General features: G+C 69.6%; 24 protein-coding genes. 14 read left to right on the forward strand and 10 right to left on the reverse strand.

The features are described 5' to 3' along the window. Positions 1-9: 9 nt before the first annotated feature. The 4 genes from aspS to OHA18_RS04175 are packed head-to-tail and all read left to right on the forward strand — an operon-like array spanning position 10 to position 3,623. The gene (gene aspS, locus OHA18_RS04160; RefSeq protein WP_329002263.1) at positions 10-1,299 is read left to right on the forward strand and encodes an aspartate--tRNA(Asn) ligase; all 1,290 of its coding nucleotides are present in this window, start codon (positions 10-12) and stop codon (positions 1,297-1,299) included. Between the two features lie 7 nt (positions 1,300-1,306). Continuing rightward, the gene (locus OHA18_RS04165) at positions 1,307-2,164 is read left to right on the forward strand and encodes a phosphotransferase family protein (RefSeq protein ID WP_329002264.1); all 858 of its coding nucleotides are present in this window, start codon (positions 1,307-1,309) and stop codon (positions 2,162-2,164) included. 7 nt (positions 2,165-2,171) lie between these two features. Further along, positions 2,172-3,395, forward strand: a complete 1,224-nt coding sequence (locus tag OHA18_RS04170) for a M20/M25/M40 family metallo-hydrolase (RefSeq protein WP_329002265.1) — start codon at positions 2,172-2,174, stop codon at positions 3,393-3,395. A 21-nt stretch (positions 3,396-3,416) separates the two neighbouring features. After that, positions 3,417-3,623: a hypothetical protein gene (locus OHA18_RS04175; RefSeq protein ID WP_329002266.1), complete on the forward strand. Its 207-nt coding sequence runs from the start codon at positions 3,417-3,419 to the stop codon at positions 3,621-3,623. Between the two features lie 52 nt (positions 3,624-3,675). Here OHA18_RS04175 and OHA18_RS04180 read toward each other — a convergent pair whose 3' ends face one another. From OHA18_RS04180 to OHA18_RS04200, 5 genes are all read right to left on the reverse strand, one after another. Then, on the reverse strand, positions 3,676-4,899 hold the full coding sequence (locus OHA18_RS04180) for a serine hydrolase domain-containing protein (RefSeq protein ID WP_329002267.1): 1,224 nt from the start codon (positions 4,897-4,899) through the stop codon (positions 3,676-3,678). A gap of 32 nt (positions 4,900-4,931) precedes the next feature. Beyond that, entirely contained in the window at positions 4,932-5,600 is a 669-nt protein-coding gene (locus OHA18_RS04185; RefSeq protein ID WP_329002269.1) for a DUF4097 family beta strand repeat-containing protein, read from the reverse strand. 135 nt (positions 5,601-5,735) lie between these two features. After that, on the reverse strand, positions 5,736-6,218 hold the full coding sequence (locus OHA18_RS04190) for a hypothetical protein (RefSeq protein ID WP_329002271.1): 483 nt from the start codon (positions 6,216-6,218) through the stop codon (positions 5,736-5,738). Positions 6,219-6,365: 147 nt separating this feature from the next. After that, a complete protein-coding gene (locus OHA18_RS04195) occupies positions 6,366-8,645 on the reverse strand; it encodes a helix-turn-helix domain-containing protein (RefSeq protein WP_329002272.1) in 2,280 nt (759 codons plus the stop codon). A gap of 62 nt (positions 8,646-8,707) precedes the next feature. Then, positions 8,708-9,550 carry an aminoglycoside phosphotransferase family protein gene (locus OHA18_RS04200; RefSeq protein ID WP_329002273.1) on the reverse strand — a complete coding sequence of 281 codons (843 nt, stop codon included), beginning with the start codon at positions 9,548-9,550 and terminating at the stop codon, positions 8,708-8,710. Between the two features lie 69 nt (positions 9,551-9,619). Here OHA18_RS04200 and OHA18_RS04205 point away from each other — a divergent pair, with 69 nt between their 5' ends. Genes OHA18_RS04205 through rsgA form a run of 4 tightly spaced genes read left to right on the forward strand, consistent with a single transcriptional unit; the run spans position 9,620 to position 13,303 of the window. After that, positions 9,620-10,351, forward strand: a complete 732-nt coding sequence (locus OHA18_RS04205) for a DsbA family oxidoreductase (protein WP_329002274.1) — start codon at positions 9,620-9,622, stop codon at positions 10,349-10,351. A gap of 58 nt (positions 10,352-10,409) precedes the next feature. Next, positions 10,410-10,976, forward strand: coding sequence for a DoxX family protein (locus tag OHA18_RS04210; protein WP_329002275.1), 567 nt, complete (start codon positions 10,410-10,412; stop codon positions 10,974-10,976). A gap of 45 nt (positions 10,977-11,021) precedes the next feature. Continuing rightward, positions 11,022-12,293 carry a 3-phosphoshikimate 1-carboxyvinyltransferase gene (gene aroA / locus OHA18_RS04215; RefSeq protein ID WP_329002276.1) on the forward strand — a complete coding sequence of 424 codons (1,272 nt, stop codon included), beginning with the start codon at positions 11,022-11,024 and terminating at the stop codon, positions 12,291-12,293. After that, on the forward strand, positions 12,293-13,303 hold the full coding sequence (gene rsgA, locus OHA18_RS04220; RefSeq protein WP_329002277.1) for a ribosome small subunit-dependent GTPase A: 1,011 nt from the start codon (positions 12,293-12,295) through the stop codon (positions 13,301-13,303). Before aroA ends, rsgA begins: the two co-directional genes overlap by 1 nt. Here rsgA and OHA18_RS04225 read toward each other — a convergent pair. After that, on the reverse strand, positions 13,296-13,772 hold the full coding sequence (locus tag OHA18_RS04225) for a DUF2231 domain-containing protein (RefSeq protein WP_329002279.1): 477 nt from the start codon (positions 13,770-13,772) through the stop codon (positions 13,296-13,298). The two genes, rsgA and OHA18_RS04225, sit on opposite strands and share 8 nt — an antisense overlap. Before the next feature lie 147 nt (positions 13,773-13,919). Here OHA18_RS04225 and hisN point away from each other — a divergent pair, with 147 nt between their 5' ends. Beyond that, positions 13,920-14,699, forward strand: coding sequence for a histidinol-phosphatase (hisN, locus tag OHA18_RS04230; RefSeq protein WP_329002281.1), 780 nt, complete (start codon positions 13,920-13,922; stop codon positions 14,697-14,699). On the opposite strand, the gene OHA18_RS04235 is transcribed toward hisN, so the two are convergent. After that, positions 14,683-15,918 carry an RNA polymerase sigma factor gene (locus tag OHA18_RS04235; protein WP_329002282.1) on the reverse strand — a complete coding sequence of 412 codons (1,236 nt, stop codon included), beginning with the start codon at positions 15,916-15,918 and terminating at the stop codon, positions 14,683-14,685. The two genes, hisN and OHA18_RS04235, sit on opposite strands and share 17 nt — an antisense overlap. Next, positions 15,911-16,258, reverse strand: coding sequence for a YciI family protein (locus OHA18_RS04240; RefSeq protein ID WP_329002283.1), 348 nt, complete (start codon positions 16,256-16,258; stop codon positions 15,911-15,913). The genes OHA18_RS04235 and OHA18_RS04240 overlap by 8 nt, the downstream gene beginning before the upstream one ends. A gap of 115 nt (positions 16,259-16,373) precedes the next feature. Between OHA18_RS04240 and OHA18_RS04245 the strand changes: the two genes are divergently transcribed. The 3 genes from OHA18_RS04245 to OHA18_RS04255 are packed head-to-tail and all read left to right on the forward strand — an operon-like array spanning position 16,374 to position 19,382. Next, positions 16,374-17,672: a M16 family metallopeptidase gene (locus OHA18_RS04245; RefSeq protein ID WP_329002284.1), complete on the forward strand. Its 1,299-nt coding sequence runs from the start codon at positions 16,374-16,376 to the stop codon at positions 17,670-17,672. Further along, entirely contained in the window at positions 17,669-19,018 is a 1,350-nt protein-coding gene (locus OHA18_RS04250; RefSeq protein WP_329002285.1) for a M16 family metallopeptidase, read from the forward strand. The genes OHA18_RS04245 and OHA18_RS04250 overlap by 4 nt, the downstream gene beginning before the upstream one ends. 43 nt (positions 19,019-19,061) lie before the next feature. Continuing rightward, complete coding sequence (locus OHA18_RS04255; RefSeq protein WP_329002287.1) at positions 19,062-19,382, forward strand: DUF4190 domain-containing protein; 321 nt, start codon at positions 19,062-19,064, stop codon at positions 19,380-19,382. Here OHA18_RS04255 and OHA18_RS04260 read toward each other — a convergent pair whose 3' ends face one another. Next, the gene (locus OHA18_RS04260) at positions 19,383-19,808 is read right to left on the reverse strand and encodes a CBS domain-containing protein (protein ID WP_329002288.1); all 426 of its coding nucleotides are present in this window, start codon (positions 19,806-19,808) and stop codon (positions 19,383-19,385) included. A gap of 422 nt (positions 19,809-20,230) precedes the next feature. Here OHA18_RS04260 and OHA18_RS04265 point away from each other — a divergent pair, with 422 nt between their 5' ends. Both OHA18_RS04265 and OHA18_RS04270 read left to right on the forward strand, forming a co-directional pair. Beyond that, the gene (locus tag OHA18_RS04265; RefSeq protein ID WP_329002289.1) at positions 20,231-21,442 is read left to right on the forward strand and encodes an MFS transporter; all 1,212 of its coding nucleotides are present in this window, start codon (positions 20,231-20,233) and stop codon (positions 21,440-21,442) included. A 34-nt stretch (positions 21,443-21,476) separates the two neighbouring features. Further along, positions 21,477-22,148, forward strand: a complete 672-nt coding sequence (locus OHA18_RS04270; protein WP_329002291.1) for a hypothetical protein — start codon at positions 21,477-21,479, stop codon at positions 22,146-22,148. 255 nt (positions 22,149-22,403) lie between these two features. Here OHA18_RS04270 and OHA18_RS04275 read toward each other — a convergent pair whose 3' ends face one another. Further along, entirely contained in the window at positions 22,404-23,231 is an 828-nt protein-coding gene (locus tag OHA18_RS04275) for a carbohydrate ABC transporter permease (protein ID WP_329002292.1), read from the reverse strand. Between the last annotated feature and the right edge of the window lie 28 nt (positions 23,232-23,259).

The raw sequence follows: 23,259 nt of genomic DNA on the forward strand, positions 1-23,259 counted from the left end.
AAAACAGCGATGCGCATTCTCAGCCATGAGATCCCCTCAGCAGTAGGCCAATCCGTCACGGTGGCCGGCTGGGTGCACCGAAGACGACGGCTCGCCGCCGTCAGTTTCCTGATCCTGCGCGACCGGTCCGGCCTCAGCCAGATCGTCGTGAAGGCTCCGGAAGTACAGGCACAGCTGGACGAGCTCGGTGAGGAGACCGTGGTCCAGGTGACCGGTACGGTCGCCGCCAACCCGCAGGCTCCCGGCGGTGCGGAGATCGTCGACCCGGTGATCGAGCCGTTGACCGAGCCGGCTGCCACGCCGCCGATCGAGCTGTGGCGTCCGACGGTCGGCGCGGGGCTTCCCGTCGTACTGGACAACGCACCGGTTGCTCTGCGGCACCCGGTTGTCCGGGCCGGGTGGGAGATCGCCGCGGCCGCGATGCACGGGTTCCGGGAAGCCCTGAGCGGTCAGGACTTCACGGAGATCCAGACACCGAAGATCGTCGGTACGGCGACCGAGTCCGGGGCGAACGTGTTCGCGCTGGACTACTTCGGCGGACCGGCGTACCTGGCGCAGTCGCCGCAGTTCTACAAGCAGCAGATGGTCGGGGTGTTCGAGCGGGTCTTCGAGGTCGGTCCGGTGTTCCGGGCCGAGCCGCACGACACAGTCCGGCACCTGGCCGAGTACGTCTCGCTCGACGCGGAGTTCGGGTTCATCACCGACCATCGCGACGTTCTCGCCGTACTGCGATCCACCGTCGCCGGAATGCTTGCCGCGGTGGGCTCTCGGGCGGGTGGAGCGTTGGAGCGGCTCGGGGTGACGCTGCCGGAGATTCCGGTGGCCGTGCCCGTCCTGCACTTCAGCGAGGCGCTGAAGATCGCCGGCGCGGACCCGGACGAGCCGGACCTGGCGCCGGCCGACGAGCGCGCGATCGGCGAGTGGGCGTTGCGCGAGCACGGCAGCGACTTCGTCGCGGTCGAGGGCTACCCGATGGTGAAGCGGCCGTTCTACACGCATCCGCAGCCGTCGGACCCGCGCTGGTCGAACTCGTTCGACCTGCTGTTCCGCGGGATGGAGCTGGTCACCGGCGGCCAGCGCCTGCACCGGTACTCCGACTACGTCGCGGCTCTGGCAGCACGCGGTGAGTCCGCGGACGCGCCGGCGTACAGCTCGTATCTGCAGGCGTTCAAGCACGGCATGCCTCCGCACGGCGGCTTCGCGATCGGGCTGGAGCGGTTCGTCGCCCGGCTGACCGGCGCGGAGAACGTCCGTGAGGTCACGCTGTTCCCCCGCGACCTGCATCGCCTGACTCCGTGACGTCGTGATGGACACCACCGAGTCGGTTGTCGCCGAGCTGAACGTTGCCCTAGGCACCGATTATCTGCTCGTCCGGCAACTGACCGGTGGCTTCCAGTCCGGCGCCTTCGAGCTGACCGGCGGCGTCGTACTCAAGTGGACCGCCAAGCCGGATTGGGCGCCTCGGGTCCGGCGGGCGGCCGAGCTCGTGGCCCGGGCCCGGGCGGTCGGCTATCCGACACCTGAGTGGCTGACCGTGGGCACGACCGCGGCGGGGTCGCCGTACCAGTTGCAGGAGTTCGTGCCTGGCGAGCCGATCCGCGACTACTCCGTTGTCGACGCCGGTCTCGCTCGGGAGCTGATCGCCACGTGCGAGTTGCAGCGTGGCCTGGTGCCGGAGCCTGGGATCAGCTGGTCGGCGTGGTCGCGCGGCGTGGTCCTGGAGGGCTGGGACGGCGTGTGGGAGCGAGTCAGCCGGTACGGCGGTGAGACCGTCGAGCTGCTCCGGCGGTACGAGGAGCTGTGCCGGCCGTACGGTGACGTGGAACTGCCGGACGACGATCTGGTCCACGGCGACCTCAACCTCGGCAACGTGATCGTCGACGGCGGTTCGGTGGCCGGGATCGTCGACATCGAGGCGGCGGGTGGTGGCTCCCGGGCGTACGACCTCGTCTCGCTGGCGACCTCGGCTGCGCGCGACGGCGCCGCGCCCGGCGTGGACGAGCTGTTCGTGGAGGCCGCGCTGCGGGCCGGCGGGCGGGCAGCGGTCGCGTTGTGCGCGGGGGCGGCGTACGTGAGTATCGCCGAGTTCGTGCACGACCGGATCGGGTCGGCCGAGTTGATCGAGTACGGCGCTCGAAGGGTGCTCGACCTGCTGGATGCATGATGTGCGCATGACGAGTGAGGCCGAGCGGGCCGTGCTGGCGGCGATCGACGACGAGCGGATCATCGCCGAGTTGCAGGAGCTGGTGCGGATCCCGAGCGTGGACGGGACCGCGGCCGAGAGCGACATCCAGGCGTGGTGTGCGCGTCGGCTGGATGCGTTGGGGCTGACGGTGGATCACTGGCAGCTCGATCTGCCGGCGTTGCGGTCCGACCCGGAGTTCCCGGGGATGGAGGTCGAGCGGGGCGAGGCCTGGGGCTGCGTCGGCGTCTTGGGTGGGGACGGGACGCCCGGGCTGATCCTCAACGGGCACGTGGATGTGGTGCCGGGCGATGCGTTCGACGCGCGGATCGAGGACGGCGTGATGTGGGGCCGCGGGACGTGCGACATGAAGGGCGGTGTCGCGGCGATCCTCGGCGCGGTGGCGGCGATTGTTGCCGCTGGCATCCGCTTGCGCAGGCCGCTGGCAGTGCACACCGTGATCGGCGAGGAGGACGGCGGGCTCGGCGCGTTCGCGACCCTGCGCCGCGGTCATCTCGGCGAGGCGTGCGTGATCGCGGAGCCGACCGCGGGCACCGTGATCCCCGCCAACGCGGGCTCGCTGACCTTCCGGCTGGAGGTACCGGGGCTGGCCACGCACGGCTCGACCCGCAGCCGCGGGGTGAGCGCGATCGAGAAGTTCACCGTGATCCAGGCCGCCCTGCAACAGCTCGAAGCCGCCCGCAACCGGGACCCGCATCCGCTGTTCGCGCACCTCGACCTTGCCAACCCACTCTCGGTCGGCACCATCTCCGCGGGCGATTGGGCCAGCACCGTGCCCGACAGGCTGATCGCGGAGGGCAGGTACGGCGTACGCCTGGGCGAATCACTCGACGACGCCCGCAAAGCTTTCGAGGACGCGGTCGCCGGCATCGAGGATGAATGGCTGCGTGATCACCCGGTGAAGGTGACCTGGCCGGGCGGTGCGTTCGCGTCGGGGGTCCTGCCGGATGGTGACGTATTGCTCACCGATACCGTGCAGGCTGTGATCGACACGAGTAGTCCGGCTCCTGAGGTCCGGGGCGCGCCCTATGGCTCGGATCTTCGGCTGTATGCCGCGGCGGGTATCCCGGCGCTGCAATACGGACCGGGAGATGTCCGGTACGCACATGCCGCGGACGAGCACGTGGTGCTGGCCGACGTACTGCACGCCGCCCGTACCTATGCCCTCCTCGCTGTCCGTCGCTGCGGCTGAAGCAACTGGAGGCTGTTGAAGGTGCGTACTGCGAACCGACCCCTGCTGCTCGCGCTGGCCGAGGAACGGCTGGGCCGAGCGGCTCTCGAGGCCGGTGACCGTCAGACCGGTGTCCCGGCGCTGGAGCGTGCGCTGGACAGTCTGGTCGCTCTTGGCGCGGCCGCTCCGGCCAGGCGGATCCAGGCGGTGCTGGAGCGGTACGCCGGTGACAGGCCGGCTCCAGCGTGACCACTGAAACAGCCGGCGGCCGGACCGCTTCGTCAGCGGTCCGGCCGGCTGCTCAGATGGCCTGGTAGAGCGTGGTCCAGAAGTCGTTCGCGAGCTGCACCGCGGACGGCACCGTCGTACCGACCTGGGTGAGCAGGATTCCGACGATCTGGTTGACCGGGTCGGCGTACGTCGACGTACCGGCGCCGCCGTCCCAGCCGAACTGACCGATCGGCGCGTAGTCGCCCCGGTAGGTGCGGACTGCCATCCCGAAGCCCCAGCCGCCCTGCTGCCCCTGGCCGAACGAGATGTGCACGTTGTCCCGGGCCAGCGCCTCCCGTGCGGCCAGCACCTCCGGCGTGAGGCTGTTGGTGGTCATCAGCTCCACAGCCGGCCGGGACAGGATCTGCTCGCCCTGGTGTACGCCGTGGTTCAGCAGCATCCGGAAGTACGCGTGGTAGTCGTCGGCGGTGGAGTTCAGTCCGCCGCCACCGCCCTGGAAATCCGGCAGAGCGCTGTGCCGACCGCCCTCGGCCTCGTCCCACACGTGGAACTCGCCGGTCTCCGGGTCCGGCGCGTACAGCGGAGGCAGCCGGTCGATCTGGTCGCCCGGCACCCAGAAGCCGGTGTCCTTCATCCCGAGCGGCTCGAAGATCCGCTCGCGCAGGAAGGCGTCGTACGACTGGCCCGAGACCCTGGAGACGAGTACGCCGACCAGGTCACTGCTGATCTGGTACTGCCAGCGCTCGCCCGGCTGGTACATCAGCGGCAGCGTGCTGAGCCGGCGCATCCACTCGTCCTGCTCCGGCATCGGCACCGGACCGTTGGGGGTGATGCCCTGCTCGAACAGCGCGCCCATGATCGGCGTACCGATCATCGTCATGTCCATGCCGAGCCCGAACGTCGACGTGAGCACGTCCCGCACGGTGATCGGCCGCTTGGCCGGCACGGTGTCGTCCACCGGGCTGTCGATCCGCTTCAGCACCTGACGGTCGGCGAGTTCGGGCAGCCACTGCTCGACCGTGTCGTCGAGCCGGAGCCGGCACTCGTCGAGCAGCACCATCGCGGCCGAGATCGAGACCGGCTTCGAGGTCGACGCCATCCGGAAGATGGTGTCGCGCTGCATCGGGGCGTCACCGTCGTGGCGCATCGTCCCGAGCGTCTCGACGTACGGCTCACCGTCGCCCCGGCTGACCAGGGCGACGACGCCGGGGATCTTCCCGGAGTCGACGTGCCGGGCGAGTACGTCGTGCAGCCGGCGCAGGCCCGTTTCGGTGAAGCCGCTGGAGGTGGACATCGTGGTGTTCTCCTTCGGTTGAGAGATGGCGATCAGAGGCTCCGGGCGACGATGTCGCCGACGGTGGTGGTCGCGTGGATGGTGAGCTGGGCGCCGGCGCCCTCGGCGTTCTTGAGCGCGTTGTCGATCCGGCCGGTGGTGGTGCCGGCGTTCAGCGAGCCCGAGACGCCGGCGGCAGCGCCGACCTCGATCTCGCCGACGTCGGTGCGCAGTTCGAGCGCGCCGCTGACGGCCTCGGCGATCCGGATGTCGCCCTTGCTGGTGCGGATCTCGGCGGAGCCGTTGAGGCGGCCGATCGAGACGTCGCCGGCGGTCAGGCTGAGCCGGGCGCTCGCCACGTCCTCGAGGTCGATCGAGCCGTGCGAGCTGCTGATCGCGACGTCGCCGAGACGGCCGGTGGACCGGAGCTCGGAGCTGGCGACCTTCACCTCGACCTGCGAACCCGCAGGCAGCTCGACCTTCACCGCGACGTACCCGGACGGTCCGAAGTACTGCTTCTTCGCGGCGATCTCGACCCGCAGGACGCCGGCGTCGTACCCGACCTTGGCCTCCTCGGCCGCCTTCACGTCGCGGCTCTTGGAGGGGTCGGCGGGCAGGACCTCGACGGCGGTGTCGGTCCGGTCGGCGGCGACGAGCTGGATGCGGCCGGCGGGGATGTCGAGGATTGCGGAGATCGGCTCGGGGGTGTTGAAAGTAGTCATTGTGGTGCCTTCCTGGTTTTCGTTGCTGTCGGTTTGCTGAACTGGTACCAGCTTCGAGGACCGCCCTGACACCGGGCCGCCGCCGCCCTGACACGGCCTCTGACATGGGCTCTGACATGGGCGACGGGGGCCTTGTCAGCAGCCGAGGCGGTCGGCGATCACACCCAGCACCTGGGCCAGGTCACGGGCCATCCGGGCCCGCAGACCGAGCTCGGCGATCCCGGCCGCGAACCCGGGATGATCGGGCAGGACTTGGTGCACGCGATGGGTCACGCGGGTGCCGGTGGAGCAGGCAGTGGCGACGTACACCCCGGCGTACCAGCTCTGTACTGCCAGCCTGGAGCCGGTCGGGTCGACCTGGATCTCCACCGGCTGGACCGATCCGGCGAACTCGGCGCAGTACACGCCGGCACCAGGCTCCGGTACGACGGTCATCGCTCCTTGCCTGGCCGCCGACGCCCTGGCGAGTACCAAGAGGTTGTCGTCGCCGACCCGGCCCGCGGCGACGGCGAACAGCAGCGCGGCAACCGCGGTGACGGACGCGTCGAGCGTCCCTTCCACTACCCACTGGGCAGGCCGCGCGTCCAGTTCGGCGAGCAGCGACGGAGTGGTGAGCATGGCTGGAAGCCTCGGCCTCATGTCCCGCCCGGCGCAATCCACGCCGAACGCCCTGGGACACGAGACGCGCGACTGGCACCGCGCTGACCTGCGCAGTCACACGAGCCGGACTGCCCGAGCGAGGTGTCCCGGGACGGGACGGGACACTCAGGACGCGCGCGCCAGGCCGGAGCGGGCCTCCGGCACCAGGTAGTCGAGGCCGTGACCGGTGGCGAGCTCCAGCACCAGCTGGAAATGACAAGCCGCGGTGACCCGATCACCGGTGGCCAGGCACGCCTCGGCGTACGGGAGCTGGATGCGTGCCAGCCGGTGGGGCTCACCGACTCGCTCGAGGATCCGGACGGCCTCGGCCTGCTTGCCATCCGCCTCCTCGCTACGCCCGAGATGGCGCAGAACGACGGCGACGTCGGTGAGGCTGGCGGCCTCGAACACCGAGTTCCGCGTGGCCCGATTGAGCGCTACGGCCTGCTCGGCGAAGCTGAGTGCTTCCTGGAACTCACCCAGACCCAGTGCGGCCTGGCCGAGTACGTCGCAACACATGCGCTCCGTCTGCCGGTCCAGCCTGTCGACGACCTCGACCACCTCCGCGACAGCCTCCCGCGCCCTGGCGTACTTGCCCAGCCACACCAGCGCCAGGCCGAGCGCGGCGCGAACCCGTGCCCGGACGGCCTCATGCGGCGCGTGCAGTGCGGTCGCTCGCTCCAGTAGCTCGACTGCGCCCTCGGGGTCGGCGAGGTACTCACGGATCTGTGCCAGCTGCATGAGCGTGATGGCCTCGCTGACGAGGTCGCCTTCGGCGGCCATCAGTACGCGAGCAGCCTCGAGCTCGACCGCTGCCTCCGCAAGTCGGCCGTTGCGCAGCCGGACGGCGCCCAGCAGGTACCGGTGCGAGGCGAGCACGCGGCGCTCGCCGAGCCGCTCGGCGGCGGGCATGCTGGCCTCGAGCACCTCACGCAACCGCGTCGTACCGCCGCGGCGCGCTTCCGAGATCGTGGCGAGCTGTCCGAGCCCGACGGCCGGCGCATCGATGCGCAGCTGCACGGCCAGCGAGAACGTCGCCGCGAGGTTGCCCCACTCGGTGTCCATCCAGTCGACGGCGACGTCGAAGCCGGACAGGTCGGGAAGCGCGGGAGGTGGCTGCGTCACGGTGACCGGGAGCGGGATGAGGATATCGATCAGCGTCTTCACGGCCAGCAGGCCGCTCAGGTAGTAGTCGGCCAGCCGGGCGATCGCCGGCGCCGGATCAGCTGCGGGATCATCGGCGCGGGCGGCCTGTCGTAGCAGGTCATGCATCCGGTAGCGGCCGGCTGCAGGCTCCTGGACCAGATGTACGTCGACCAGGTCCTCCAGCAAGGAGCGTGCGTTGGCCAGCGGGATCGCGGCCAGAGCGGCCGCGGCGTACGCGTCGATGTCCTCACCCGGCACCAGTCCGAGCAGCCGGAACATCCGGCGCTGGGCGGGGTCGAGCTGCCGGAGCGACATCTCGAACACGTCCGACGCCACCAGCTCGCCGTCCCGCAGCCGCTCGACCAGTGTGTCGAGCGTCCACGCCGGCCGGTGCCGTAGCCGGGCCGCTGCCACCCTGATGGCCAGCGGCAGATTCCCGCAACGCCGGAGTACTTCGTCGACGTCACCGGACCGGGCTCCGCCGGCGGACTCGACGAACAGCTGTGCGGCCTCCTCGATCGGCAGGACATCCAGCGAGATGGGATGTACGCAGTCCAGCTCGACCATCCGGCGACGGCTGGTGATCACCACGAACGTCTGACCGGCACCCGGCAGCAGATCGCGGACGTGGTCGGCGTCGGCGGCGTTGTCCAGCAGCACGATCGCATGCCGCGTCGCCAGCTCCGACCGCCACAGCGCGGCCCGCTCGGCCAACCCGTCGGGAATCCGGCCGGGCGGCAACCCGAGCGCGGCCAGCAGCACCCGCAGCGCCTCGAGTGGCTCGACCCGCTCCCGACCCGGAGTGAACCCGTGCAGATCCAGGTAGAGCTGCCCGTCCGGGAAGCCGGCGGTCAGCAGATGCGCGGCGTGTACGGCGAGCGCCGACTTGCCCACTCCGCCCATCCCGTCGATCGCCACGACCGGTGTCGTCCGCGCAGCATCGAGCAGAGCGTCCAGCTCCGTCCGGCGTCCGGTGAAGGCGGTGATGTCGTGCGGTAGGTCGTTGCGTACGGGCGGAGCAGCGGACGGACTCGTCTGCGGTTCGTCCTTGGCGCGCTCCCAGATCTCCCGCAGCGGCCGGGGATCGCGACCAGCTGCTTTGCAGAGCGCCAGGACGGTCGACCAGGGTGGAACGGCCTGGCCTGCGAAGTACCGCGAGAGCGAGGAACTGCTGGTGTCGACGTCGCGGGCGAGTTCGCGCAGGCTGCGTCCGGTCACATCACGCAACTGCCGTAAACGCTCTGTCAGCTCGTCGCCCACCCTCAGCCCTTCTCCGGAGTCAGCGGCCGATTCTAGAGGTCCGGACCAAGCCGATCCCGGATTTACCGGAGCCGGTCGAGAGCCGCCCGCCCCAACGGCCCCCAGTGCGGCTTGCCGCCGGGCCGGCCGTTGTCGCCGTTGATCCCCATTGCGATCAGGAACAGCGCCCGTTGCACGGCCCAGCCGCGGGCTCGCCGTACCGTGGCCTCGTCCGCCTGATAGCGCTCGAAGAAGCGGTCGGCGCCGCCTGCCGGGAGCAGGATCCAGGCGGCCGCGAGATCGCTCGCCGGATCGCCGGCGCCGACCTCCTCGAGATCGATGACACCGGCAAGGGTGCCGTCGGCAACGACCACGTTCGCCGGGTGCAGGTCGCCGTGCAGCCAGACCGGCGGACCGTCGTACGCCGGTGCGGCGACGGCGTCGTCCCACACCGCACGGACCTCGTCGAGACGGTCGACGGACTCATGCACGTCGCTGAACCCCAGGGTCTCCGGCACACCGCTTCGGTTACTCGCCGGCGCGTCGGCCGGCGCCTCGGTGTGGAAGGCGTGCAGGAAGTCGGCCAGCACGTCCGCGGCCGCGAGGTCGGTGATCGGTGCGTGGTCACCTGGTTCGCCGGCGACCCACGTGCTGACCAGCCAGGTCCGCGGGAACCGGTCCGACGGTTTGCCGAGGCGGACAGGGGTCTGGATGGGCAGCGGAACACGGGCGGCGATGTCAGGGACCCAGCGGTACTCGTTGCGCAGGAGCTCCGGGGACTGGTCGGTGCGGGGCATCCGGACCGCCAGGTCCTCGCCTAGCCGCCACATCTGGTTGCCCCAGCCGCCGATGACCTCCGTCAACTCCAGGTCGGCCAGGTCGGGATGCTGCTCTTTCAACAGGGTCCGCACGAGCGCGTCGTCCATGGAGCGTCAGACGCATCACAGCGATGGCTGGTTGGGAATAGGTCCGGAAAGCGCTCAGTTGCGACAGTTATGCGCATTGATGTGTGGTCCGACGTCGTCTGCCCGTGGTGCTACATCGGGAAGCGCCGGCTCGAAGAAGCTCTGACCGCGAGCGGTGACACCGCCACGGTCGTCTGGCACAGCTTCCAGCTCGACCCGTCGTCGACGAACGACGACCCGCGGGACCTGGCCACCCGACTGGGTGAGAAGTACGGTCGCGGTCGCGAGTGGGGCCTGCAGGCCAACGCCCAGGTCACCGAGGTGGCCGCAGAGGTCGGTCTGGAGTACCACCTCGACCAGGCGAAGGCGGTCAACACCGTCGACGCACACCGGCTGCTCCACCTCGCCCTCGACCTCGAAGACGCCGGTGAGGTGCCCGCGGGCACGCAGGGCCGGCTCAAGGAGCGCCTGCTCAAGGCCTACTTCACCGACGGCCTCCCGGTCGGCGACCACGACACCCTGACGGAGCTGTCCACCGAGGTGGGCCTCCCCACCGACCGAGTGCGTGAGGTCCTGGCGGGTACGACGTACGCCGACGACGTCGCCGCGGACCAGGCACAGGCCCTGGCGTACGGCGCGAACGGCGTACCGTTCTTCGTCATCGACGAGAAGTACGGCGTGAGCGGCGCGCAGCCGGTGGAGGTCTTCCAGGAAGCACTGCGCCGGGCGAACGCGGACCGGAAGCCCGTGACGCTGATCACCGCACCGGGCGCGACGACCGACGGTGACGCCGCGTGCGGGCCGGACGGCTGCCCCATCTGATCGACTGCATCAGTGGTGGGTACCGGTAGTCGTACAAATCGTGGTGTATGAAGGAGGCATGACTGTCGTGCGCGCACTGGCCAGGCCGTTGCTGTCCGTCATTTTCGTCGTGCAGGGCGCGAACGCGATCCGTAACCCGGAGCCGCTGGTGCCGAAGGCGCAGCCCGTCACCGACCGGCTGGTGCCGATGGTGAAGCGGGTCGCACCGCCGCAGGTCAGCGACCGGCTCCCTGACACGACAGCCAACCTGGTCCGGCTGAACGGCTCTGTCCAGGTGATCGGCGGTATCGCGTTGGCGTCCGGCAAGGGCCGTCGTCTCGGCGCGTCCCTGCTGGCCGCTTCACTGGTGCCGACGACGCTCGCCGGCCACCCGTTCTGGCTGGAGAAGGACAAGACCGTCCGCAACCAGCAGCGGATCAATTTCATGAAGAACCTCGGCATCCTGGGCGGCCTGCTGCTCGCCGCGGTCGACACCGAGGGCAAGCCGGGCGTCGCCTGGCGCGCCACGCACGGTGCGAAGGCGGCGAAGCGCGAGACCAAGCGCGGCGCCAAGGCCGCCAAGCAGTTGGCCCACGAGGCCAAGCAGGCCGCGAAGCTGGCCAAGGCAGAGCTTCCGTTCGGCTGAATGCCCTAGGCTCAGGGCTGTAGACACCTGAGTCGAGGGAGTGGGATGAGCGAGCAGCAGGGCTGGCCGGCGCCGCGGGCCGAAGGTGCCGTGACCGGTACGGTCACGGTCCCCGGATCGAAGTCGATCAGCAACCGTGCCCTCATCCTCGCCGCGCTCGCCGACGGCCCGTCGCAGCTGACCGGCCTGCTCGCGGCGCGCGACACCGCGCTGATGCGGTCCGCGCTCGTGTCGCTGGGTGTCGGCATCAGTGACGGCAGTACGACGGTCACGGTCACGCCGGGCTCGCTCAAGGGCCCGGCCGACGTCGACTGCGGTCTGGCCGGCACCGTGATGCGCTTCGTGCCGCCGGTCGCCGCGCTGGCCGACGGGACGGTCGCCTTCGACGGCGACGAGTACGCGCGGGAGCGGCCGATGGGCGTGATCCTGGGCGCGCTGCGCACGCTCGGCGTGCAGATCGACGACGGCGGCACCGGGCGGATGCCGTACACGGTGTCGGGCACCGGGTCGGTGCGCGGCGGGAAGGTGACGCTGGACGCGTCCGGGTCGAGCCAGTTCGTGTCCGCGCTGTTGCTGGCCGGCGCGCGGTACGACGAGGGCGTCGACATCCGGCACGACGGGAAGCCGGTGCCGTCCCAGCCGCACCTGGACATGTCGGTCGGGATGCTGCGCGAGCGCGGCGTCCACGTCGACGACGCCGAGCCGAACCGCTGGGTCGTTGCCCCCGGCCCCATTCGGGCGCTGGACACCGCCATCGAGCCGGACCTGTCGAACGCGGCGCCGTTCCTGGCGGCGGCCGTCATCACGGGCGGGACCGTGACCGTCACCGGATGGCCGTCGCAGACCACGCAGCCGGGCGGCCAACTGCCCGATCTCTTCACCCGCTTCGGCGCCTCGGCCACCCTCACCGACAGCGGCCTGACTGTGCGCGGCACCGGCCGGGTGCAGGCTGTGGACCTCGACCTGAGCGAGGTAGGCGAGCTGTCTCCGGTGATCGCGGCGGTGGCGGCGTTCGCCGACGGGCCGTCGTACCTGCGGGGGATCGCGCACCTGCGCAACCACGAGACCGACCGGCTGGCGGCGCTCGAGACCGAGTTCAACGCGCTCGGCGGCGACATCACGCAGCTCGAGGACGGACTGGCGATCCGGCCGAAGGCCTTGCACGGTGGGCTTTTCCACACCTACGACGATCACCGGATGGCGCATGCGGCCGCCGTCCTCGGCCTGCTCGTCGACGGCCTGGAGATCGAGAACATCGGAACCACGGCGAAGACCTTGCCCGAGTTCCCGGACATGTGGTCGGGGCTCACCAGCTGATGTCGCGGTACGACGAGGAGGCCCGGTACGACCGGCCCAAGCGCCGGACCCGGCCGCGGACCAAGGACCGCCCCTCGTACGACGATGCCGTGATCGGGTTCGTCTTCACCCGCGACCGCGGGCGGTACGCCTGCTGGGTCGAGGATCCGGACGGCGGTCGCGAGGTGACCGCGATGAAGGCCCGTCAGCTCGGCCGTACCGGCGTGATCGTCGGCGACCGGGTCAAGCTCGACGGCAACGCCACCGGTGACGAGGGCTCGCTGGCCCGGATCGTCGAGGTCCTCCCCCGGACGACGCTGCTGCGCCGCTCGGCCGATGACGACGACCCGGTCGAGCGCCCCCTGGTCGCGAACGCGGACCAGCTCGTCATCGTCGTCGCGGTCGCGAACCCGGAGCCCCGCACCGGGTTGATCGACCGCTTCCTGGTCGCGGCGTACGACGCCGGCATGCGACCGCTGCTGTGCCTGACGAAGACAGACCTGGCCGACCCGGATCCGCTGCTGTCGATCTACCGCCCGCTCGGCGTCGAGTCGGTGGCGACCCACCAGAACGGCGACCTCAGCAGACTCCGGGAGCAGCTCGACGACCGTACGAGCGTTCTGGTCGGGCACTCGGGTGTCGGCAAGTCCACGCTGGTCAACGGCCTCGTCCCGGGCGCGGACCGGGCGATCGGCATCGTCAACGCGGCGACCGGCCGTGGCCGTCATACGTCGACGAACACGCTCGTCCTGCGGCTGCCCCAGGGCGGCTGGATCATCGACACCCCAGGCATCCGCTCCTTCGGCCTGGCCCACGTCGAGCCGGACCAGCTGATCAACGCCTTCCCGGACCTGGCCGAGATCGCCGGAACCTGCCCCCGCGGCTGTACCCATACCGCCGACGCCCCCGACTGCGCGCTGGACGAGGCCGTTGCCGAGGGCCGCGCCGATCCGGCCCGGGTCGAGTCGTTCCGCCGCCTGCTGGCGTCGCGCGAAGGCCGGGAGCTCCGCGAGACCGAGGAGACTACTTAGCCGGCAGCTGGCCCTCCCAGACCGCCCTCGCACCCGCGTCACCGGTGCGAACGGTCTGCCAGATGACGAGCACCGCGATCACGACCACGGCCGCCTGGGTCACGAGCTCCAGCGGACGGCTGCTCGTTGCCTTGTCGCCCGTCACGCCGGCCAGCAGCAGGAAGGCCGCGACCGCGACGACGGCGAAGATCAGGCAGTACCAGAACAGCAGGTCGCCGCGCTTCTCGTGCAGCGCGACCGCCTTCGCCAGCGTCGGCACCGCGTTGACGAACGCCTGGCCGCTCTCCTTCGCGACGAACGCACACACCAGCGCCCCGACGCCGAGGACCAGGGCCGGCCAGCGCAGCAGCCGGCGCCACTTCGGCACCACTGCGAAGGCGATCAGGGTCAGCGCGGCCACCGGTAGCAGCACCACGGTCAGATGGATCACCAGCACGTGTAGCGGCAGGTCCCCGAAGCGCTCGAACATGGACAGCCTCCATGGCAGTCGTATGACGTGGTCAGACACTAATGGCACGTTCAACGACTTGATTTGGTTCAATCCGCGCCGCAACCGATCCGCAACAGTTCCCGGACAGCCGGACCCCTCGAGCGGGGTTCAGGCTAGCCTTCCGGCATGCCTTCGCACACGGATGACCTGCGGCTCGCCCACATCCTGGCCGACGACGCGGACTCGACCACGATGGACCGCTACAAGGCGCTCGACCTGCACGTGGCCACCAAGCCGGACCTGACCCCGGTGAGCGAGTCGGACAAGAAGGTCGAGGACGTGATGCGCAAGACGCTCTCCCGGGCCCGCCCGCGGGACGCGTTCGTGGGCGAGGAGGACGGCACCAGCGGCTGGGGCGTACGCCGCTGGGTGGTCGACCCGATCGACGGCACCAAGAACTACATCCGCGGCGTCCCGGTCTGGGCGACGCTGATCAGCCTGATGATCGAGGACCAGGTCGTCGTCGGCGTGGTCTCCGCCCCGGCGCTCGGGAAGCGCTGGTGGGCGTCGTACGGCGACGGCGCCTGGACCGGCCGCGCACTGCACTCGTCGCAGCCGTGCCGGGTCAGCGACGTGAGCAAGATCGAGGACGCCTCGCTGTCGTACGCATCGCTGAAGGGCTGGGAGAAGCTCGGCAAGAAGAACCAGTGGGCCGACCTGATGGACTCGGTCTGGCGGACCCGCGCGTACGGCGACTTCTGGTCGTACATGCTGGTCGCCGAGGGCGCGGTCGACATCGCCGCCGAGCCCGAGCTCAACCTCTACGACATGGCCGCGCTGGCGATCATCGTCGACGAGGCCGGCGGCAAGTTCACCTCGGTCGAGGGCGCCCCCGGCCCCAACGGCCCGAACGCCATCGCCACCAACGGCCGCCTCCACGACGAAGTACTCAAGCGCCTCGAGTGATCCTGCCCTGCAGGAAGGCGGCCTCGACTGCGTTGCTGGTGAAGGCCAGCGCTTCCTCGTATGCCGCCTTCGCCGCCGTCCAGTCACCGGTACGGCGGAGCAGTTCGGCGCGCGTGGACGCGAGGTACGGGTAGGTCGCCAACGCCGGATCGGCCGCCAACTCGTCCAGCTCGACGAGCGCCTGCTCCGGGCCCGCGACGTACGCGATCGCCACCACCCGGTTGAGTGCAACCACCGGCGACGGCCACCGGTCGAGCAGCAGGTCGTACAGCCCGAGGATCTCGCCCCAGTCGGTGTCCTCCCACCGCTCCGCCTCTGCGTGCACAGCCGCGATCGCGGCCATCACGCCGTACCGTCCAACCGTTGCCGGACCGGCCAGAGCCGCGGGCATCAGCTCCAGCCCCTCGGCGATCAGCGCCTGGTCCCACAGCGACCGATCCTGGTCATCCAGCAGCACCAGCTGACCGGCCTCGTCGACGCGGGCCGCCTGCCGGGCCTGCGTCAACAGCAGCAACGCGAGCAGACCCGCCGCCTCCGCGCTGTCGGGCAGCAACAACCGCATCATCCGCGCCAGGTCGATCCCCCGCTGCGCCAGGTCCGGTCGCGTCAACGTATCTCCGTCGCCCGCCGTGTGCCCGGCCGTGTAAACCAGGTGTACGACGTCCAGCACCGCGTCGATGCGCTCCCCCAGTTCCGCCAACTGCGGAATGCGGTACGGGATGCCGGAGCGGGAGATCTTTTGTTTGGCTCGGGTGATGCGGGCCTGCATCGTGGCTTCCTTCACCAGGAACGCCTTCGCGATCTCCGCCGACGACAGCCCGCACACCAGCCGCAGCGTCAGCGCAACCTGCGTCTCCTGCGCGAGCGCTGGGTGGCAGCAGGTGAACACCAGCCGCAACCGGTCGTCCGGGAACGTGCCGTCCTGAACATCCTCGACCGGCACGAGCAACGGCAGCTTCCGGCGGGCCACGTCAGCTCGGCGCCGAAGCTCCAGCGCCCGCCGGGTGGCGACCGTCGTCAACCACGCGCCGGGCTTGCGAGGCACGCCCTGTTCCTGCCAGTGCACAAGGGCCTTCGCGTACGCGTCCTGCACGCAGTCCTCGGCCAGGTCGAGGTCCGCGGCCACGCGTGCGGTCGCGGCGAGCACGGAGGCCCACTCGCTCGAGTGAGCCTCCGCGACCGCCTGCGCGACCTGGTCGGCGGTGGGCAGATCAGCCACCGTTGACCAGCGGACGGACCTCGACACCGCCCATCGGCGACGGCACCTGCTTGGCGATCGCGAGCGCCTCGTCCAGGTCGGCCGCCTCGATGATGTAGTACCCGCCCATCACTTCCTTGGTCTCCGCGAACGTCCCGTCGGTCACGACGTATCCGCCGTTGCCGTCGGAACGGATCGAGGTCGCGGTCTCACTCCCGTCGAGCTGCCCGCCGCCGCGAAGCGCGGACCCGTTGGCCTCGGCGAAGGCCTGATGGTTCTTGTGGTTCTGTTCCATCACCGACCCGTCGTCCGCGGCCCACTTCGCCTCGTCGTCGTAGATCATTACCAGGTACTTGCCCACTGCGGGTCACCTCTCTCGTCCACTCCCGGTTACAGCATCCACCACTCCGATGCGCGACCCGGACCGAAATCGACAGCACCTGCCAGGAATTTCGCGACCACGTAAGGTGGCCGGTATGCCCTTGACGTACCCCATCGCGGAGCAGGTGCTGGACAACGGCCTCCGGGTCGTCGTCAGCTCGGACCGTGCCGTCCCGATCGTCGCCGTCAACCTCTGGTACGACGTCGGGTCGCGCCATGAACCACCGGGTCTGACCGGGTTCGCGCACCTCTTCGAGCACCTGATGTTCCAGGGGTCGCGCAACGTCGCCTCCGGCCAGCACTTCAGCCTGCTGGAAACCGCCGGCGCCAGCCTCAACGCGAGCACGTTCTTCGATCGCACCAACTACTTCGAGTCGCTGCCCAGCGGCGGTCTCGACCTCGCGCTGTGGCTCGAGGCGGACCGGATGGGCTACCTGCTCGACGCGGTCAACCAGGAGAACCTCGACAACCAGCGCGACGTGGTCAAGGAAGAGAAGCGCCAGTCGTACGACAACCGCCCGTACGGCGACTCGTACGAGCGGCTGGTCCGGCTCGCATTCCCCGAGGGACACCCGTACGCGCACATGACGATCGGCTCGATGGCCGACCTGGACGCCGCCTCGCTGGAGGACGTGCACGCGTTCTTCCGCAAGTACTACGGGCCCAACACCGCCGTCCTGACGATCGTCGGCGACGTGTCCGAGGACGACGCGTTCGACGCCGCCAAGCGGTACTTCGGCCACCTGCCCGCGATCCCTACGCCACCGCCGGCGCCGGACGGCACGATCGGCCCGATGACCGACGTACAGCGTGACGACGTGGAGTCCGACGTACCGTCCGACCTGATCACGATGATGTTCCGGCTGCCGGTGGACGGGACGCCGGAGCTGGACGCGGCCGGGCTCGCGCTCGACATCCTCGCGGCCGGCCAGAGCGGCCGGCTGAACCGGCGGCTGGTCCGCGACGAGCAGATCGCGCAGTCGGTGTCCGGTGGTGCGCTGCCCCTGATCGGAGGAGTCTCGTTCGGGACGCTGACCGGGATCGCGTCGGACGGGGTCGACCTGCAGAAGGTCGAGGACGCGCTGCTCGAGGAGATCGAGAAGCTGGCCACGGACGGAGTGACCGCCGACGAGCTGGCCACCGTTCAGGCGCAGGCCGAGCGGGACTGGCTGGAGCAGCTGGCGACCTGTGCGGGGCGGGCGGACGAGATCTCGCACCACGCCTTGCTGTTCGGTGACCCTGGGCGGATCAACACCCGGATCGACCAGGTGCAGGCGGTGACCGTCGAGCAGGTGCAGCAGGCCGCGGCGAAGTGGGTCCGTGCGTCGGGCCGGGTCCAGGTGAGCTACCGCCGTCAGGAGTCCGCGGCAGAGACGGCAGGAGAGCAGGAATGAACCAGGTTCTGACCACCCCGCCGGCCGTCGGGGCGCCGCGTCCGTGGAGTTTCCCGGACGCCGTGACCACGCGGACCAGCGTCGGTACGCCGGTGCACGTCTTCGACCGCCCGGGACAGTACGTCGCCACCGTGCGCGTCACCATCGCGATGCCGCTGATCGCGGAGCCGCGTGAGCTCGAGGGTGTCGCGACGATCATGTCGCGGACGCTCGACGAAGGCACCGAGCTGCACTCGGCCAACGAGTTCGCGGCCGCGTTGGAGCGGCACGGAGCGGCGTACGGCGTGGATGTCAGCTCGGACGCTCTGCATGTGGAGATCTCGGTGCCGGTGTCGCATCTCGCGCCGGCCGTCGCACTGCTCGCGGAGGCGATCACGCGGCCCGCGTTCAACCAGGCCGACGTCGGCCGGCATGTGACGATCCGGCTCGGCGAGATCAACCAGGAGCGCGCCAACGCCGGGTACCGGGCGCGCGAGGCGTTCGCGTCGCACCTGTTCGGCACGGCGACGCGGCGCTCCCGGCCGACCGCGGGTACGCCGGACACGATCCGGCCGCTGACCAACGTCGAGGTGGCCGACTTCTACCGCAACAACATCGGCCCGGAGCGCGCGGAGATCCTGTTCGCCGGCGACGCGACCGGTGTCGAGGTGGCCGGGATCATCGACGAGGCCTTCGGTAGCTGGACGTCCAGCGCGGGCTCGGCGTCCGAGACCCCGGAGCCGTTGTACCTGCCGGGCAACCGGGTCGTGCTCGTCAACCGGCCGGGATCGGTGCAGAGCCAGCTGCTGATCGGGTGCAAGGGTCCGGATCGTCGCGATCCGGCGTGGGGTTCGGCCGCGGTCGCGAACCACGTGGTCGGCGGGACGATCACTTCCCGCGTCGACACCGTGCTCCGCGAGGAGAAGGGGTACACGTACGGCACCCGGACCAGCTTCGCGGCGCCGCGCAAGGGCGGGACCTTCAGCCTCGGCGGCGCCGTACGCACCGAGGTCACCGGGGCCGCGATCGGTGACGCACTCCGCATCCTGCGCGAGGCCCGCGACGGCCTCACCGAGCAGGAGGTCCAGGAGGCGAAGGACAGCCTGATCCGCACCGCTCCCCTGCGCTACGAGCAGGCCGATTCGGTCGCCCAGCAGGTCGGCAGCAACATCGCCAACGGCGTACCGATCGACTTCGCCGACACCTATCTCGCCCAGATCGCTGCCACCACGGCCGCCGAGGCCACCGACGCCTACCGCCGGTACGTCGGAACCGATGGGCTACTCGTCGTCGTCGTAGGGGAAGCCAAGGACGTCCGCCCCCAGCTCGAGGGCCTCGACCTCGGCGACCTGATCGACCTGAGCTGACGGACCACGGTCTCTCCGCTCAGCCTGCCTGAGCGGAGAGACCGTGTATCCAGAGCCGACGAAGTACCAGCTGCAGCCCGGGTACGTCGACCTGCCCGCGTACGGCGTACTGCGTGACAACTCGCAGGCGACGGTCGCGCTGGTCCTCGGCGCGATCGCGCTGTGCACCGGCTTCCTGTTCCTCTCGCCGGTCGCGTGGTGGCTCGGCCGGCAGGCGCTCGACGAGATCGACGCGGCGCCGGGGATCTACAACAACCGGGGCATGGCTCAAGCCGGGCAGATCTGCGGCCTGATCGGCACAGTCCTGCTCGGGCTCGGCCTGCTGTTCGTGGTGGCGATGTTCGTGCTGTTCGCCGCCTACTGATCAGCTGCTGATGTAGTTGGAGAGTTGTTCCCTCTCGAACTCGAGCTCGCCGATCCGGGACTTGACCACGTCGCCGATGCTGACCAGACCGGCGAGGTTGCCGTCGACAACGACCGGGACGTGCCGGATCCGGTGCTCGGTCATCAGCAGCATCAGGTTGTCGATCAGGTCGTCCGGTGCCGCAGTACGGACCTCGGCGGTCATGATCGCGCTCACCCGCACGTCACCCGCGTCCGGCGTACCGTTCCAGAGCCGGACGATGTCCCGCTCGGACACGATCCCGGACACCGTCGACCCGTCCGCACTGACCACCACCGCACCGATGTTCTTCTCGGCCAGCAGTGCGAGCAGCTCGGTGACAGTGGCGTCTGGGGAGATGGTGACGACCTGGTTGCCCTTACCACGCAGTACGTCGTTGATCTTCACGGAGCCTCCTGCAGATCGAGGACCAATACCCCAAGGTAACGGCAAACCCCTGATCACACCCCGTGACAACGAAGGACAACCGGTCACCACCCCTCCCCGCCCCCGCCCTTCGCCGGGCCGCCCGCCCCGTTTCGCCCAGTCGTGAGATTCGGCGAGAATCGACGACCCCGATCCACGACTCGCCGGCCCTGACGCCAGCCAGATGCCACGACTCGGCGGTCTGACCCGGGTTACGGTCGGTCGACCATCGACATGGCCGGACCGATGGACATCGAAGTCGGCGTGACGACTCCGGGTCCGCTGGACCAAGTGGGCGGTCGAGCTCGACATCCGGATGGCCGCTCGGCCCTCCGAAAACAGCACGCCACTCGGGACCGCCAGACCATAGGATCACCAGGTTCGGCATGGCGGAGGGGGGCGCAGTGGGGTTTCGGCAGGATCTGGCCGTACTGCGGCATCGGGACGTGCGGGTGTTCATGTCCGCGCGGTTCATCTCGATCCTCGGGTCGACGATCGCGCCCGTGGCGCTGGTGTTCGCAGTACTGGATGTGTCCGACTCGGCGAGCGCGGTCGGCATCGTACTCGCGGCGCGCAGCATCCCGAACATCGTCTTCCTGCTGATCGGTGGTGTGATCTCCGACCGGCTCCCCCGCCACCTCGTGCTGGTGGTCGCGAACACGGTCAGCGGCCTCACCCAGGGTCTCGCCGCGACGCTCGTACTCTCGGGGCACGCGACCATCTGGCAGCTCGCCGCGATCGAGGCGCTCAACGGGATCGCGGCCGCGTTCGTGATGCCCGCGATGACCGGCATCCTCCCGTCGATCGTGGATCGCAGCGAACTCCCGCAGGCGAACGCGATCGCCGGCTTCGCCCGTTCGAGCGCGATGATCGGCGGCGGCGCGGTCGCGGGCGTGATCGTCGGCCTGACCGGTCCGGGGGTCGGGCTCGCGGTCGACGGCGCGACGTTCCTGATCGCCGCCGTACTCCTGTCCCGCCTGACGATCCCGCGGATCGAACGGGCCGCCACCTCGATGCTGACCGACCTGCGCGACGGCTGGAGCGAGTTCGTGTCCAGGCAGTGGATCTGGGTGATCGTGCTCGCGTTCGGCCTGCTCAACCTGATCTTCACCGCCTGCTACCAGACGCTCGGCCCGGTGATCGCGGACCGTACGTTCGGGCGAACCGGCTGGGGTCTCGTGAGCGCCTGCTTCGGCGCCGGACTAGTTGCCAGCGGCATCATCATGCTCCGGCTCAAACCACGCTACCCGCTGCGCACAGGTATGCTTGGCATGCTGCTCACGGTCCCCGTGATGCTGTGCCTCGCGCTCCTGCCGTACACCTGGGCGATGGCGATCGCGGCCTTCTTCCTCGGCGTCGGTTTCGACATCTTCGGCATCAGCTGGGAGACCGCCCTCGGCCAGCACGTCCCGCTCGACAAGCTGTCCCGCGTCTCGTCGTACGACATGCTCGGCTCGTTCATCGCCGGCCCCGCGGGTCAACTCACCGTCGGGTACGTCGCCGCGGTCGTCAGCGTGAAGGCCGTCGAACTGTACGGCGCCGCGCTCTTCGTACTGATCACCGTCATCACCCTCGTCGTCCCCTCCGTCTGGAACCTGCGCCGCCTCGACATGTGATCGCAGCGGTCCGGGAGGTGCGTAGGGTGGACGTGTGAGTTCAATCGTTCCGGGTCCGCAGAAGAAGCTCGAACAGGAAATCGACGCGGCCCGCTCCGGCGCCAAGCCGCTGCAGGCGGGCGACCTGAACGCGTCAGCGCCGCCGCAGGAAGAGCTGACCGGGCTGGACGACTGGCCCGAGACGCTGCGCGCTGCGGTCGAAGCCGAACACGACCGCGTCACCGCGCTGGCCACCAACCGCCGGCGGACCGCCGACGGCGCACTTCCCCAGGTGGTCCACGGACTCGGCGAGCTCCTCGACCAGCTGGCCGACCGCCTCCAGGCCGACAAACCGCGCATGTTCGGCAAGTCCTCTACCGCGTCTGCCGACGACAGCATCGCCGAACTCCTCGGCATCCCGGCCGACGAACTCACCTCCGCACCCGGCCGAGGCGAGCACCGCGCGGCTCTCCGCACCATCAAGCAACTCCGCTCCCAACTCAAGGAGCTGGAAACCTCCCACGATCACTCCCGGCTCACCCGCCTGGTCACCTTCGTCATCCGCCTGGCCGTAGTCACCGAAAGCGCCCCGGACTCAACAGCCACCCTGGCTCCACTGGCCCTGGACCGCTACGCCAAGTCCTCCCCCGACCCCCAGTGGGACTGGCCCTTCGACCAAAAACTCGCCTTCTGGAAACAAACCCGCACCACCCTCACCACCAACTGACAGCCACACCCGGCAGCCGACGACCGCTCCAACTCCCCCGTCGCTCCGCGCCGTCGCAAGCGCCCCACGCCCGCGCAATGAGCTCCCGCTCCACCACCCTCCGCTCGGGGGGCTAATTTGATGGGCTGACCACCGAAATGGTGGGTTACCCACCCGGATTCAGGGTGGGTAACCCACCATTCGATGGGTCAACCCATCAAATGCCAGCCGCCGCGAAGTGGTGACTGGTTCGCGGCGGCTGTTGGTGCAGTGTGATCAGCCCTTGATGGCTCCGCCGAGGGCGAAGGCGCCGCCGAGCTTGCGGCTGAGGAGCAGGTACAGGAGGAGGACCGGGGTTGTGTAGATGAGGGAGTACGCCGCCAGCTGTCCGTAGTTGGGTTCGCCGTACTGGCCGAAGAACGTGAAGATGCTGACCGACGCCGGCAACCGCTCGGGCGACAACAGCAGCATGAAGGGGACGAAGAAGTTCCCCCACATGCCGATGAACGTGAAGATCAGCACGACCGCGATCCCCGGCCACATCAACGGCAGCACGATCGCCCACAACGCCCGCATGTTCCCCGCCCCGTCGACCCAGGCGGCTTCCTCGAGCGACAGCGGTACGCCGTCCATGAACGTCTTCGTCAGCCAGATCGCAAACGGCAACGCACTCGTCGCCATGAACATGATCGTGCCGCCGAGCGTGTCCACCAGGTTCAGCTGAACGAACAACCCGTACACCGGCACCATCACCGCAGTGATCGGGAGCCCAGTGCAGAACAAAACCGTCAGCAAGAACGGCCGGTTGAACCGCGTCCGGAACCGCGACAACGGATAAGCCGCCAGCACCGCGCAGATCATCGTCAGCAGGGCGGCCCCACCACACAGCACGATCCCGTTCAGAACGGGACGGTACGTCGTGTCGGTGTTCAGCACCGCTTTGAAGTTCCCGAGCGTCGGATGCGTCGGGAACTCGACCCGCAGCCCCGCCGTCCGGTTGATCGACGCGAACAGCACCCACAGCAACGGCAGGACGAACAGTACGCCGATGCCCAGCAGCACCAGGTTCGACGCGAGTTTGCTCATCCGGTCGCGGGCGATCATGGGGCCTCCCGGCCTGGACTGAGGAGCG

The organism is Kribbella sp. NBC_00709 (assembly GCF_036226565.1).
Lineage (GTDB): Bacteria > Actinomycetota > Actinomycetes > Propionibacteriales > Kribbellaceae > Kribbella.

Excerpts from the sequence above, each read along its gene's own strand:
- aspS (WP_329002263.1), top strand. The coding sequence starts at position 10 with ATGCGCATTCTCAGCCATGAGATCCCCTCAGCAGTAGGCCAATCCGTC.
- OHA18_RS04165 (WP_329002264.1), top strand. The coding sequence starts at position 1,307 with ATGGACACCACCGAGTCGGTTGTCGCCGAGCTGAACGTTGCCCTAGGC.
- OHA18_RS04170 (WP_329002265.1), top strand. The coding sequence starts at position 2,172 with ATGACGAGTGAGGCCGAGCGGGCCGTGCTGGCGGCGATCGACGACGAG.
- OHA18_RS04180 (WP_329002267.1), bottom strand. The coding sequence starts at position 4,899 with ATGTCCACCTCCAGCGGCTTCACCGAAACGGGCCTGCGCCGGCTGCAC.
- OHA18_RS04185 (WP_329002269.1), bottom strand. The coding sequence starts at position 5,600 with ATGACTACTTTCAACACCCCCGAGCCGATCTCCGCAATCCTCGACATC.
- OHA18_RS04190 (WP_329002271.1), bottom strand. The coding sequence starts at position 6,218 with ATGCTCACCACTCCGTCGCTGCTCGCCGAACTGGACGCGCGGCCTGCC.
- OHA18_RS04200 (WP_329002273.1), bottom strand. The coding sequence starts at position 9,550 with ATGGACGACGCGCTCGTGCGGACCCTGTTGAAAGAGCAGCATCCCGAC.
- OHA18_RS04205 (WP_329002274.1), top strand. The coding sequence starts at position 9,620 with ATGCGCATTGATGTGTGGTCCGACGTCGTCTGCCCGTGGTGCTACATC.
- OHA18_RS04210 (WP_329002275.1), top strand. The coding sequence starts at position 10,410 with ATGACTGTCGTGCGCGCACTGGCCAGGCCGTTGCTGTCCGTCATTTTC.
- aroA (WP_329002276.1), top strand. The coding sequence starts at position 11,022 with ATGAGCGAGCAGCAGGGCTGGCCGGCGCCGCGGGCCGAAGGTGCCGTG.
- rsgA (WP_329002277.1), top strand. The coding sequence starts at position 12,293 with ATGTCGCGGTACGACGAGGAGGCCCGGTACGACCGGCCCAAGCGCCGG.
- OHA18_RS04225 (WP_329002279.1), bottom strand. The coding sequence starts at position 13,772 with ATGTTCGAGCGCTTCGGGGACCTGCCGCTACACGTGCTGGTGATCCAT.
- hisN (WP_329002281.1), top strand. The coding sequence starts at position 13,920 with ATGCCTTCGCACACGGATGACCTGCGGCTCGCCCACATCCTGGCCGAC.
- OHA18_RS04245 (WP_329002284.1), top strand. The coding sequence starts at position 16,374 with ATGCCCTTGACGTACCCCATCGCGGAGCAGGTGCTGGACAACGGCCTC.
- OHA18_RS04250 (WP_329002285.1), top strand. The coding sequence starts at position 17,669 with ATGAACCAGGTTCTGACCACCCCGCCGGCCGTCGGGGCGCCGCGTCCG.
- OHA18_RS04275 (WP_329002292.1), bottom strand. The coding sequence starts at position 23,231 with ATGATCGCCCGCGACCGGATGAGCAAACTCGCGTCGAACCTGGTGCTG.